Raw genomic sequence first — 13,288 nt, 5'->3', positions numbered from 1 at the left:
GCGCGCAGTCGCCTTCCACGGATCAGTTGCCCAGCGTGATGGGGGCAAGATCGATGACCGCATTGGCGCCCGCACCCCGGTGGTCCTTGTAGGTCAGTCCGCGACGCAACAGATAGAAGCTGTCGACATAGTCGTGCTCATCGATGAACCACGCGTCAGGCAAGGCCTTGAGAATACTGTCGGCAATCAGGCTGACCGTTCCGACCGTGGGCTCGATCGGTCCAATCACGGTTCCCACGACATCGACGAGTGCCGTCAGCATGGTCTTGTAGTTGGTCTGGCCATCTTCTTCGAACAGCTGCACATTGGCGACGTCATACCGGTAGTTGCCCCAGTGGATCCAGTCCTGCTGGGGGTAGTAGTCGGTTTTGTCGTGATCCAGCCAAGGCAGTTCAAACGTCCGCATTTCCGGTTTGGTCTCATCCACCTGCAAGCCGGACACAATGGCGAATATTTCCGCAGCCCCCTTGATGTTCGGTTCCTGGTCCACCGCCAGCCGGATCCGGTCAAGCCGGGTGACATCCAGCGTATCCGCCTGGGTGCTGGGGTCGGGCAGAGACTGAAGGCCGTGCGACCGCAGGCCCTCATTGACGACCTGCAGGCCTTCTCGCAGCGATGTCCGCGTGTCCACTTCGATCAACAACAGCGGGAACGAGGGCCGCGCGTCGATCGGCAGGTCCTGGACGCTGCCATCTGCAGCGTAGGTGCGCACCGTCGGGTGCATACGGTCCTCACCCACCGGCATGGCCGCGACGCGGTACTGGGACGGATCGAATTCATCCCATTGGCGTCCCTCTGGCAGCATCAGCCTGATCTGCAGCAGATCCCTACCTTGTTCGGGCAGACCTTTGAGCATGCGGATGTTCTGGCTCGCCGCCCGCAGACGGCCTCCAGCGCGCGTGCGCGCACCTGGATCGAGTTGCCGGGCCACCTCCGAAAGCGGCACGGTCTCAGCGCCGCCTTCGGCAAGCGCTGCCAGCACGCCGGTGACGAAATCCGTTTGACGCATCAGATCGCGCACGTCAACGGTGGCCTCCGTCATCACCGAGGCTACCGAAGCGTGTGGTACGGGGAGGTCACGGTCGTGGGCCTGCGTCGTACCGCCGATCGCGCAGAGGGCAAGCAGCAGTAATTGGGCTCGGGTGGTTGAGCTGCGTTTCATGGTTGTTCTCCTATCGCATTTTTGACAAGCGCTGACCACACGGCGTGGATGGCCTTCGAGCGCATGTGTTTTTTATGCTCGCAATTGGCGCATTTGAGTGCTTCACGTCGCAGGCGCAACGGACCAAGCCAAAGCCCTACCGGGCGACGTGGGCTTTCCTTGCCGAAGTCGCCACGTCCCTTGTCGCCTGCGGCCCTGTGTCGCGGGCCATCGAAAAGAAGGCCTCTGGAAAGCGCCTCGCCGATGTGTGAAGGATCGGCTGACGTGCGAAGCCTCCGTCCCGCCCCCTAGTCCAGCGAAGGAAAAGTACACAGCGACCTGTCGGGATCATGCTGAAATGTCCGTAATCTGCATTGCCGCCGCGTGTTCTGCGACGTACGCCGGAAATTCCGGGTGGGCCGCTGCCAGATAGTTGGAGTTCCTTCCCACGGAAGTCCGCACCGATGAACCACCCCATGTTGTGGGCGTCCATCCTCCTGCTCCAGACGTTTGCCGTTCACGCCGAGAGCGCCCGCCCCGCCGACCTGGTCGACCTGGATCGACCGTTCGATCATTACCTCTGGATCACGACCCACAACGCAGCCAACCATGGCAGCGTCGTGCCCAACCAGGGCATGGACATCTCCGCCCAGCTGCAGCGCGGTGCGCGTGGCCTCATGCTCGACATCTACGAACGTGACGGGCAGCTGGTCACCTGCCACGCCGACTGCGCATTCCATGGGCGCCGGGCCCCCTTGAAGAATGACCTCGCCTCGGTCTCGCGCTACCTGGATGACCATCCGGACGCCGTCGTGACGCTGCAGCTGGAAGACCACTACCCGCGTGAGGCGATGGAAGCCTTCGTGCGGGAGAACGAACATCTGTTCCGCCGCACCTTCAATCCGGAACACGCCACTTGGGCAGCGAAGAAAGGCCAGTGGCCGACACTGCGCGAAATGATCGTGGCTGACCAGCGCCTGCTGATCTTCACCCAGCGGGCGGAACTGTCGGGCCAGTACGGGGGGGGCGTCACGACCTTCCTGCATGACCAGGACGTCACCAGCGAAAATTACTGGAGCCTGGGCGACACCATCTTCACCCATGACACGAGCTGCAGAACCCGCTGGGACGGTATCGCGCTGGATGCCACCGACCGTCCTCTGGGACTTCCGCGCCTGTTCGTCATGAACCATTTCCATGGCGTGCCCTTGTCACCCCACAGCGGTATCGACAACCGTCTCGACACCGTGTTGGAGCGGCTGGACACTGCGTGTCTTCCTGCCGCGAAGCGCATGCCCAACTACCTGGCCATCGACTTCATCGAATGGGGCGACATGCTGGAGTTCGCCGAGACCTACAACAACGGCGGCCTGTTGGCCTATGCCAGCAACGGCGCGACGGGTGCGCCGGTGTGCACCTTCAGCACCGCCTTCGAGCGCGCCTGGTCGCTGGTATCGGCGCCGCGGCTGGGCTGCGAGAATGATTCGATCCGGTCCCTGGTCTTCCGGGGAGCCCGGGCAGGCCAGCAAATCACCTTCTACGATGCGGCCGACGGCGATATCCGGAGTCCTTATACGGTGATCGACGTGGTGCAGGACATCCCATGGCACGATCCGCAACCGGTGGGAAGCCTGGAGGCACGCTTTGATTCGGCCTACCTGCGCGTGAGGCCCTTCAACGGCGGCGCGTTGGACGGGAGGGTGTCTCGCATTGCGGTGAAGCCGCCGACCCGCTGAAGCCGTACGGCACCGTCCGTTCTCCCGGGCAGGCGGCAACCCATGCGCCGGGCTTGGCCGGGCCCTAGGCCCCGGCCATCGCCTTGAGGATCAGGCCCGTGACGTACGCCAGGCCTGTGCCCGTCGCATACCCCACTGTGCCCAGCAACACGCCCACCGGGGCCAGGGTGGGGTGGAAAGCGGCCGCCACCACCGGCGCTGATGCCGCCGCACCGATGTTGCCCATCGAGCCTACGCCGAAGAAGAACAGCGGTGCCTTCATCAGCTTGGCCACCGTCCACAGCACCAGCACATGCGTGGCCATCCAGATCACTCCCAGCAGGAACAGCCACGGCCGGTCCAGCAGCGAAAGCAGGTCCATCTGCATGCCGATGCACGCAATGAGGAAGTAAAGGAACACCGTGCCGATCCGCGACGCACCGGCCGATTCCAGCCGCCGTGCGCGGGTGAAGCTCAACGCCAGGCCGAGGGCGGTGGAGAACAGCACCACCCACACGAACTGGCTGTCCAGGCTGAACTGGCTCGACCAGCCCACGTTCGCCTTGAACCAACCGGCCAGGGGCGCCGCGATGGCGTGCGCCAGCCCCACCCCGCCCAACGCCACGCCGACGATGACCATGAGATCGGTCAGGGTGGGAATGCGGGCGTTCTGTGCCTCATACGCACTGATCCGCGCCTTCATCTCGTCGATTGCGCGGGTATCGGCCCCATTGCGCAGATCGATCTGCTGCGAGCGGTTGGCGAGGAACAGCAGGATGGCCATCCACAGGCTCGCACAGGCCACGTCCACTACTGCGAATTGCCCGAAGGTGGTGGCATCGGTGCCGAAGATCTCGCGCATGGCCACCATGTTGGCGCCGCCGCCGATCCAGCTGCCGGCCAGCGCCGCCATCCCGGCCCACGTATCACCGGACACTGTTTCCGGATGGATCAGTTTCATGACCTGGAAAGAGACGATCGCACCGAGCATCACCCCCGCGGTACCAGCGCAGAACACCACCAGCAGCTTGGGGCCGAGCTTCACCACACCCTTGAGATCGATCGACAACGTCAGCAGCACCAGCGCCGCCGGCAGCAGCACGTCACGTGCCACCGGGTTGTACAGTGCCGTGGCGTGGCCATCGATGAGCCCTGCAGTGTTGTAGATCGCAGGCACGAAGTAGCACAGCAGCAGCGCCGGCACCCACGCAAAGACCTTTTTCAGCAGCGGCGTGGGGCCGCTGGCGGCCCAGAAGATCACGGCGAGCGTGGCGGCGATGAGTCCCAGGCCAACGATGTCGCTGGAGATGAGCGCGGAAGTGGGTTCGGTCGGCATGCGGTCCTCTGTCGATCGAAAAACGATGGGCAAAAAAAAACCGCAGTACGCGGTCGGGGTCGAGCTTAACATCGCCTTCATGGCCTTGCATGGCTGACCGGGCTATAGCGGAGGCTGTTCTGCCTGCTGGCCGCCGAGGGAGGCGCCAAGATCCAGCCGGGCCAGCGTTCCACGCGGCTGCACCGGGCTGAACTGCAGCGTCCAGCCCAGGTGTTCGCAGAGCCGCGCAACGAGGGCCAGGCCGATTCCTCCCTGGTCGGACGACTGGCCGCGCGCCATGCGCGCGTAGATCGCAGCGATCTCCTCGGGCGTCATCCCGTGCCCGGGGTCACGCACGCAGACAACCCCCTGCGCGCAGACGTCCAGCGCGATCACGCCCCGGTCGCTGTTCTCGATCGCGTTGCGCAGCAGGTTGCCGATGGCGGCCTGCACCACTGCCAGCGGTGCGATGAGCTCCACCGGCGCTGCACGCAGACTGACGGTCAGGTCCTTGTCACGCAGCAGGTGACGGTGATCCTCGATGATCTGCGGCACCAGCGCGGCCAGCGCGATCCGCTCGGCGCGCGCCGCCAGTCGTGCGGGGTCCCGCGCCAGCACCAGCAGCAGCTCGATCAGCGCATCCATGTCCTGTGCCGTGCGCTGCACGCGCAGCATCTGCTGACGCGCGCGCTCGGGCACGTCGTGTGCATCCAGCGCCAGTGCCGAGGCACCGGTGATCACCGCCACCGGTGTGCGCAGCTCGTGGCTGGCGGTGCTGATGAACACCCGTTCGCGCTCAACGAACTGCGCGTTCCGCACCAGGTAGTCGTTCAATGCGTTTGCGATGGTATGCAGTTCTTCACTACCGCGCACATCCACCTCGATCTGCTGCCCTGCAGCGCCGGGACGGAGCGCACCTATATCGGCAGCCAGGCGACTCAGCGGCCGCACGACGCGCTGCATGCCGACCCGGGCCATGACGACGGTGACCAGCATCATGACCACGCCGGCCAGCAGTACCCAGCGCGTGGCGAAGTGTTCAAGTGCCTCGAAATCGGAGATGTCCAGCACCAGCGCCAGCCGGCCCATCGTGGGTGTCTGGCGCACCATCACCGCCGTCTTTCTCTCGCCCACGGCGACCCCGTCGTGCAGGCCTGGATGCAGCCCGAGCAGGCTGGCGGGCGCCCGGCCTTCATCCAGGCGGAACAGACTGAGCGTGTCTGAATCCTGCCACCGGTAATGGGGGTCGCGACGGCTGTGCGCGATGATGCTGTCCAGCTCCGAATTGAGCAGCGCCCGCCATGCTGCGTGTTCGGCGTGTTCGTGCACATTGTTGCCGACGCCGAACACGGCCAGGGATATCAGCGCCAGATAAGCCAGCAACCAGCCCAGCACGCGACGATGCAGTGGCGCAGGTCTAGCCGCCATCGGCCCCGTTCCGTTCCCCTGCGGCCAGCCGATAGCCGACGCGGGGAAGCGTATGCACCAGCTTCTGGTCGAAGGGGCCATCCACGCTGCGACGCAGTTCATAGACGTGCGAACGCAGCTGGTCACCGTCGGGAGGTTCATCGCCCCAGACCGCGAACTCCAGCTGCTGCCGCGTCACCGCGGCGGGGCTGGCACGCATCAGCACTTCCAGCAGCTTGCGGCACGCCGGGTAAAGGTGCAGCACCTGGCCTGCGCGGCTGACCTCCAGCGTGGCCAGGTCCAGCACCAGATCGCCCACCTGCAGGCGCCGACGCGGGTTGCGCCCTTGCGCCCGAAGCCGCAGTGCGTCCAGGCGGACTTCCAGCTCGGGCAGAGCGAAGGGTTTGGTCAGGTAGTCGTCGGCTCCGGCGCGGAATCCTGTGATCTTGTCCGGCAATTCGTCGCGGGCGGTCAGCATGATGACCGGTACGTCCGATGCGTGCTCCGCGCGCAGGCGACGCAACACCTCCGGTCCCTCCATGCGCGGCAGCATCCAGTCCAGGATCACCGCGTCGTAGGGATGGCAGCCTGCAAGGTAGAGGCCGGTGATGCCGTCGGGGGCCACGTCCAGGACATGCCCACGCGACTCGAAATAGTCGAACAGGTTGGCCACCAGTTGGCGGTTGTCCTCGATCACCAACAGGCGCATGCGCGAATGATCCACGGGGAATGCCGCCATGGTAGCGCTGCCGATGTCGGAATGTGGTCGGCGTGGCGGTGGTTCCGACGGCTTTCCTACGTGCCCCTGCCGAGAATCGCGGTTTTCCTGCCGGAGTTCCGCGTGCCCGTTGCCCTGCCCCGCCGCTGGCACCTTCCCCTGCTGTGGCTGCTGATCGTGACCGCGCTCGCCGCCGGCCTCGGCATGCGACAGCCGCAGCCTCCGGATGAACCACGCTTCGTGCTGGCCGCGCGGACCATGGTGATGAGCGGACAGTGGCTGTTGCCCCACCGGGGCAGTGAGCTGTACGCCGAAAAGCCGCCCGTGTTCATGTGGCTGCAGGCCGCCGTCCATCAGCTGGCCGGGGGCTGGCAGGGCGCGTTCCTGCTGCCTTCGCTGCTGGCTGCGCTGCTCGTCCTGTGGCTGGTTTCGGATCTGGCGCACCGGCTATGGTCGCCACGGCATTCGCTCTACGCACTTGGCGCGCTGTTCTGCAGCCTGCAGTTCGGCCTGATGGCCAAGCGCGCGCAGATCGACATGGTGCTGGTGGGCATGACCACGCTGGCCCTGTGGGGCCTGCTGCGCCATCTCTGCGAGCGCCGCAACCTGCCGGCACTGTGGCTGGCCGGCTTTGCCGCCGGCCTCGGCACGGTGACCAAGGGGGTGGGCTTCCTGCCCCTGCTGATGGTGCTGCCCTGGTTCGGCGGGCGGCTGTACCAGCGCCGTCGCGGCCAGCCGGTGGACGGCCCCCACCCCGCCAGCCTGCTGTGGCTGGTTCCGGCCTTCCTGCTGGGCACGGCGGTATGGCTGGCGCCGCTGGGCTGGGCGCTGCTGCATGACCCCAGTGCATCGCTGCAGTCGTACGCACACGAACTGCTGTTCAAGCAGACCGGCACCCGTTATGCCCACGCCTGGCACCATCGCCAGCCGACCTGGTACTACCTGCAGGTGATCGCCACCCTGTGGCTGCCGGGCGCCCTGCTGCTGCCGCTGATGATCAGGCCGTGGTGGCGCCGGCTGCGTCGCGGTGATCTGCGGCACTGGCTGCTGCTGGGCTGGGCTGCGCTGGTCCTGCTGTTCTTCACTGCCAGCCCCGGCAAGCGTGAGGTGTACGTGCTGCCGATGTTGCCGGCGATGGCACTGGCCGTGTCGCCGCTGCTGCCCGGTCTGCTGCGCCGCCTGCACGTGCGCCGCTACCTGTTCGGTTACAGCCTGCTGCTGATGCTGGCCAGCGGCCTGCTTGGCGTGATGATGCTGACCGCAAGCCCCTGGGCACACGCGCAGCTGGCACGACGGGCGATGCCCGACGCCCTGCTGCCCGTGCTCGGCGGAGGCCTGCTGGTGTTCGCCCTCGCCGTGGCGACGCTGGCGGTGTGGCTGCGGGTCCGGCGTGCGGCCACGCTGGTGCTGCTCGCCCACGGCCTGCTCTGGATGCTGTACGGATGGGTGCTGATACCGGCGCTGGACCCCTACGCCTCGGCATCTGCCCTCATGCAGCGGGTGGGGACGCGGATCGGCCCCGATGCGGAACTGGCACTGGTGGCCTGGCGCGAACAGAACCTGCTGCAGGCCGACCGCCCCGTGCGCGAGTTCGGCTTCAAGCGACCCTGGGCCCGGCAATGGCGAGACGCGGGCCCATGGTTGGCCGAGGCGCCCGGGAAACGCTGGCTGCTCGTGCTGGACAAGGCGATGAGCCCCTGTGTCGATCCAGCCCGCGTCATCGGGATCGGCGTTGCGAATCGCAACCGGTGGCAGCTGGTGCCGGGCACCGCATGGGACCCGGCGTGCCACGCCGAGCGCGCCGGTGCCTACGACGACGAAGACTGAACGATCACGCACGCCGCGTGTGGGTTAACCCGGAGCAAACGCGCGTACGACCCTTCTCCGACACGGCGCTGACGAGCATGGCCGCCGTCTCCCGCCTCGGCTCATTCCACGTATGCCTGCGCCTCCCTTCGCTCCGGCCGTCTGCTTCCCGCCATCGCCTTCGGGGGCGCGCTTTGCCGTCACCCATTTCTGGCTGCCCTCCGTGGTCGGCCTTGCGGTGTTCACTGTGCTCATGGGCTTCGGTGGCGACCAGTGGCTGGCCGACCACCTGTTCCAGCTGGAAGGTGGCCACTGGGCCCTGCAGGATGCATGGCTGACACGCTCGGTGGTACATGCGGCCGGCAAGTGGCTGAGCACCCTCGCGGCCGGAGTGGCGATGCTGCTGTGCCTGCACCACTGGCGCCGCCGCCGCGACCGCACGCTGCGCTGGGCGCTGCTGTACGTGGTGATGGCCGTGGCACTCGGCACCGGGCTGGTCTCGCTGCTGAAGTCGCTGGTGCCGATGGAGTGCCCGTGGGATCTGCTGCGCTACGGCGGGCACGAACCGTTCGTCGGCCTGTTCAGCCACCGCCCGGCCGGCATGGCCGCCCGCGCCTGTTTTCCCGCCGGCCATGCAAGCGCGGGCTATGCCTGGGTGTGCCTGTACTTTTTCGCACGGCTGTGGCTGCCCGCCTGGCGTTGGGTGGGACTGTGGATAGGCCTTGGCAGCGGCCTGCTGTTCGGCATCGGCCAGCAGCTGCGCGGCGCCCATTTCCTGTCCCATGACGTGGCTACAGCCCTGATCTGTTGGCTGCTGTCGCTGTGCCTGTACCAGGTGGTCCGTCGCGCGCTGGACCGCTCGCCCCGCCGTGGGGCCAGCGCATGAACGCATCGGTCCAGGAGTCCCCCCGTCTGCCAGCACCCGCCCGCATCCGCGCCTGGCGGCCGCAACTGTCCACCGAAGCACTGATCCTCCTGGCCAGCGTGTTCTTCGCCGTTGCGGGCAATGGCCTGTTCTGGCGCAGCGCCATGGCCGGCCATCCGGGCAGCCTGCGTTACGCGCTTTCCCTGCTGCTGTTGCTGTCGGGTGTGCACGCGCTGCTGCTGGGCGTGCTGGTGTGGCGCTGGAATGCCAAGGCCGTCGTCAGCGTCCTGTTGCTGGTCACCGCGCTTGCTTCGCATTACATGAGCCATTTCCACATCTATCTGGATGCGGACATGCTGCGCAACGTGCTGGCGACCGATCCGAAGGAGAGCGGCGAACTGATGACGGCATCGCTGCTGCCGCCGGTGATGCTGCTGGCGGTACTGCCGATGGCGGCGCTCTGGCGCGTCGAGCTGCGGCGACGCCGCTGGGCACACAGCCTGCTGTGGCGCGTCGGCTTCCTGGTTGCCGCCGCGGCCACCGCGCTGGGTGGCGCGCTGGTGTCGTTCCAGGATGTGTCGGCCCTGATGCGCAACCAGCGCGAGGTCCGCTATCTGGCGACCCCCGCCAACGTGCTGCTGGGACTACCGCGCGCGCTGCGCGGCGACAACCCGGTGCAGCGCGCCCCGCAGCTGCCGATCGGCACCGATGCCAAGGCCACGCCACGCGCGCCGGACAGCAAGCCACGCCTGCTGGTCATCGTGATGGGCGAAACGGTGCGCGCGCAGGACTGGGGCCTCAACGGCGGGCGCAACACCACGCCGGAGCTGGCCCAGGCCAGCATGGTCAATTTCCCCGACATGCACGCCTGCGGCACCAGCACGGAGGTTTCGCTGCCCTGCCTGTTCTCGCCGTGGGGCCGCCACGCGTATGACGAAAAGAAAATCCGTGCGCATCAGTCGCTGCTGCATGTACTCGACCGCGCGGGCATCGCACCGCTGTGGCGCGACAACCAGTCCGGCTGCAAGGGCGTCTGCGAGGGCCTGGAGCTGCAGTCGCTCTCGGACGCGACCACACCGGGGCTGTGCGCCGAGGGACGTTGCCTGGATGAGATCCTCCTGCAGGACCTGGCCGTCCAGGTGCGTGCGCACCCGGGTGACCGCGTCGTGGTGCTGCACCAGCTGGGCAACCACGGCCCGGCCTACTTCGAACGCTACCCGGCCGCCTTCCGCCGCTTCACGCCGACCTGTGACACCCGGGACATCGGCCGCTGCTCGCGCCAGGAGATCACCAACAGTTACGACAACGCCGTGCTGTACACCGATCACTTCCTGAGCAGGACCATCGGCACGCTGCAGGGCCTGCAGGACTACGACACGGCGATGATCTATCTGTCCGACCATGGGGAGTCGCTGGGCGAAAAGGGCCTGTACCTGCATGGCATGCCCTACGCGATCGCACCCGCCGAGCAGACCCGGGTACCCATGACGATGTGGTTCTCGCCGGGCTTCGCCCGCAGCCGCGGAGTGGACCTGCAGTGCGTGCGCCGACGCTCGACCCGTTACGCCGATCACGACAACCTGTTCTCCTCGGTGCTCGGGCTGATGCAGGTCAAGACCGCACTTTACGAGCGCGGCCGCGATGTGTTCGCCGACTGCGCCGGTTGAGGGTCGTCTGGCAGGGTGCTCGACGGCGGCCGTCCAGGCCGGCCCGCCATGGAGCAGGCGCAGCCGCGACGTCCGCCACTTGCGGAGGCCACGCCTGCCCACTAGCCTTCAGCGGTTATTCACCCATCAAGGATCCTCCGTGAAGCACCGTCATCTCCTGCTCGCCTCGGCTGTCGCCGCGGCCACGCTGTCCCTGGCCGCCTGCAAGAAGGAAGCTTCGCCGGGCACGGAGCCGGCCGCCACCACGACCGCCTCCGGCGAAACCGCCGATCAGTTCGTGGCACGCATCAATGCCGAACTGAAGGCGGCCTACCCGGAGATGACCTCGGCGCAGTGGTTGTCCTCCACCTACATCAACAGTGATTCGGAACGGATCGCGGCCAAGGCCAACGAACGTTCGCTGACCCAGCTCAACACCTGGATCGAACAGGCGGCGAAGTACGAAGGCCAGCCGATGAGCGAGGACAGCAAGCGTGCCCTGCACCTGCTCAAGCTGATGTCTTCGATGCCTGCACCGCGTGACGCAGCCAAGCTTGCGCAGCTCACCCAGATCGCCACGCGCATGGAAGGCAGCTATGGCGCGGGGCGGTACTGCACCGACCCGGCCAATCCGGATTCCTGCCGCCAGCTCGGCGACCTGGAACAGGTGCTGGCCAGCAGCCGCGACTATGATCAGCAGCTCGATGCCTGGCAGGGCTGGCATGGCACCACCAAGACGATGCGCGGCGATTACCAGCAGTTCGTCGGCCTGGTCAACGAAGGGGCCAGGACGCTCGGCTTCAGCGACGCCGGGCAGATGTGGCGGAGCGGCTACGACATGCCACCGGAGCAGATCGGCCCGGAAACCGACCGCCTGTGGGAACAGGTCAAGCCGATGTACGAGCAGCTGCACTGCTACGCGCGCGGCAAGCTGGATGCCACCTACGGCAAGGACAAAGCCGAAGTGGGCAACGGGCTGATTGCCGCGCACCTGACCGGCAACATGTGGCAGCAGGACTGGTCCAATCTCTGGGACCAGCTGCAGCCCTACCCCGGCGCCGGCAGCCTGGACATCACTGCGGCGCTGGAGAAGCAGTACCAGGGCAACCTCAGCGGCGCACTGGCCAAGGCCGGCTCCAATGCCAACGTGGCCACCCTCTACAAGGCCCAGCGTGAGGCGGAGCTGCGCACCGCACGGCAGATGACCGAGCGCGCGCAGGACTTCTACGTCTCTCTGGGCATGCCGAAGCTGCCGGAGTCCTACTGGCAGAAAACGCAGTTCATCAAGCCCGACGACCGCGACGTGGTATGCCATGCCAGTGCCTGGGACATGAACATGGACGGCGACGTGCGCACCAAGATGTGCATCAAGCCCAATGAAGAGAACTTCACGACGATCTACCACGAGCTGGGCCACATCTATTACGACCTGGCCTACAACCCGCTGCCGCCGCTGTTCCAGGGCGGTGCCAACGATGGTTTCCACGAAGCGATCGGCGATACGATCGTGCTGGCGATGACCCCCAAGTACCTCAACTCGATCGGGTTGGTGGACAAGCCGGAGGAAAGCCGCGAAGCGGTGATCAACAACCAGATGCGCATGGCGCTCTCCGGCGTGGCGTTCCTGCCGTTCGGCCTGATGATCGATCGCTGGCGCTGGGGCGTGTTCGATGGCTCCATCACGCCGGAGAACTACAACAAGGCCTGGTGGGACCTGAAGGCGCGTTACCAGGGTGTGGCGCCGCCGACCGAACGAGGCGAGGAATTCTTCGATCCGGGTGCGAAATACCACGTGCCGGGCAACACGCCGTACACACGTTACTTCCTCGCGCGCATCCTGCAGTTCCAGTTCTACAAGGGCCTGTGCGATGCCTCGGGTTACACCGGACCGCTGCACGAATGCAGCTTCTACGGCAACAAGGAAGCGGGCCAGAAGTTCTGGGCGATGCTCGGCAAGGGAGCCAGCCAGCCGTGGCAGGCGACGCTGAAGGAGCTCACCGGCAGCGACAAGCTCGACGCCGGCCCGATGATCGAGTATTTCAGCCCGGTCAACGCCTGGCTGAAGGAACAGAACCAGGGCCAGATGTGCGGCTGGCAGGCCAACGCCGCACCGGCACCGGCCGCGCCGGCCGGCAACGCCCGCCACTGAGTGCTGCGGGGTCGCCGGCACCGACCGGTGACCCCACAGGCCCTGTCACTGCCCGATGGAACCTGCCGGGCAGCGCCCGGCACGGTGCGGTCAGTTGGCTTTGCCGGCCGCGATCCGCTCGGCCAGCGCGGTCTTGAACTCCTCGAAGGTCTGCCCCAGCGCATTGGCTTCCGCCTGCGCGGCATCGCGCAGCGCATCGGAATACACCAGCCGGACCGGCACACCGTTGCGCTCGTGCAGCTCGCCGGCCTGCATGATCAGGGACAGGACCTGGGCCGCGCTCTCGCTCTGGCCCGCGATGCGCCCGTCCATGCCCAGTACCCACTCACCGTCGCGCCGCACGACGCCGGCCAGCAGTGTCCGCTGCTGGTCACGCAGCTCGGCGTGCGGTTCCACCGGCGCTGCGGCCGCAGCTTCGCGGTTGGCGGCCTGGGTTTCACGACGGCGACGGAGGTCACGGCGGAGTTTGGAGGTGGTGGACATCAGGGCACGGCAGGAGGTCGGGCCTGCAAGGATACCCCACCCC

10 protein-coding genes are annotated in these 13,288 nt (G+C 66.6%); 5 read left to right on the top strand and 5 right to left on the bottom strand.

Annotated features, from left to right (window positions below; all coding sequences use genetic code 11):
• Positions 1 to 22: 22 nt before the first annotated feature.
• Positions 23 to 1,162: a DUF3103 family protein gene (locus FHY09_RS03465; protein WP_166924140.1), complete on the bottom strand. Its 1,140-nt coding sequence runs from the start codon at positions 1,160 to 1,162 to the stop codon at positions 23 to 25.
• A gap of 443 nt (positions 1,163 to 1,605) precedes the next feature.
• Here FHY09_RS03465 and FHY09_RS03460 point away from each other — a divergent pair, with 443 nt between their 5' ends.
• On the top strand, positions 1,606 to 2,877 hold the full coding sequence (locus tag FHY09_RS03460) for a phosphatidylinositol-specific phospholipase C domain-containing protein (protein ID WP_166924138.1): 1,272 nt from the start codon (positions 1,606 to 1,608) through the stop codon (positions 2,875 to 2,877).
• Between the two features lie 64 nt (positions 2,878 to 2,941).
• Here FHY09_RS03460 and FHY09_RS03455 read toward each other — a convergent pair whose 3' ends face one another.
• From FHY09_RS03455 to FHY09_RS03445, 3 genes are all read right to left on the bottom strand, one after another.
• Positions 2,942 to 4,192, bottom strand: a complete 1,251-nt coding sequence (locus FHY09_RS03455) for a DUF819 family protein (protein ID WP_166924135.1) — start codon at positions 4,190 to 4,192, stop codon at positions 2,942 to 2,944.
• A 102-nt stretch (positions 4,193 to 4,294) separates the two neighbouring features.
• Positions 4,295 to 5,599 (bottom strand): sensor histidine kinase, encoded by a 1,305-nt coding sequence (locus tag FHY09_RS03450; protein WP_166924133.1) that lies wholly within the window; start codon positions 5,597 to 5,599, stop codon positions 4,295 to 4,297.
• A complete protein-coding gene (locus FHY09_RS03445; protein WP_166924130.1) occupies positions 5,589 to 6,287 on the bottom strand; it encodes a response regulator transcription factor in 699 nt (232 codons plus the stop codon). The genes FHY09_RS03450 and FHY09_RS03445 overlap by 11 nt, the downstream gene beginning before the upstream one ends.
• A 132-nt stretch (positions 6,288 to 6,419) precedes the next feature.
• Here FHY09_RS03445 and FHY09_RS03440 point away from each other — a divergent pair, with 132 nt between their 5' ends.
• The 4 genes from FHY09_RS03440 (at position 6,420) to FHY09_RS03425 (ending at position 12,762) form a co-directional block, all read left to right on the top strand.
• Positions 6,420 to 8,123: an ArnT family glycosyltransferase gene (locus FHY09_RS03440; protein ID WP_456362692.1), complete on the top strand. Its 1,704-nt coding sequence runs from the start codon at positions 6,420 to 6,422 to the stop codon at positions 8,121 to 8,123.
• Positions 8,124 to 8,235: 112 nt separating this feature from the next.
• Complete coding sequence (locus FHY09_RS03435; protein WP_166924128.1) at positions 8,236 to 8,988, top strand: phosphatase PAP2 family protein; 753 nt, start codon at positions 8,236 to 8,238, stop codon at positions 8,986 to 8,988.
• Positions 8,985 to 10,634 carry a phosphoethanolamine transferase gene (locus tag FHY09_RS03430; protein WP_166924126.1) on the top strand — a complete coding sequence of 550 codons (1,650 nt, stop codon included), beginning with the start codon at positions 8,985 to 8,987 and terminating at the stop codon, positions 10,632 to 10,634. The genes FHY09_RS03435 and FHY09_RS03430 overlap by 4 nt, the downstream gene beginning before the upstream one ends.
• A 139-nt stretch (positions 10,635 to 10,773) precedes the next feature.
• Positions 10,774 to 12,762, top strand: coding sequence for a M2 family metallopeptidase (locus tag FHY09_RS03425; protein WP_166924124.1), 1,989 nt, complete (start codon positions 10,774 to 10,776; stop codon positions 12,760 to 12,762).
• A gap of 90 nt (positions 12,763 to 12,852) precedes the next feature.
• Here FHY09_RS03425 and FHY09_RS03420 read toward each other — a convergent pair whose 3' ends face one another.
• Entirely contained in the window at positions 12,853 to 13,245 is a 393-nt protein-coding gene (locus FHY09_RS03420; protein WP_166924122.1) for a hypothetical protein, read from the bottom strand.
• Positions 13,246 to 13,288 lie beyond the last annotated feature (43 nt).

It is taken from the genome of Xanthomonas sp. 60 (assembly GCF_011761925.1).
This window is presented reverse-complemented; position numbering and strand designations above follow the sequence as displayed.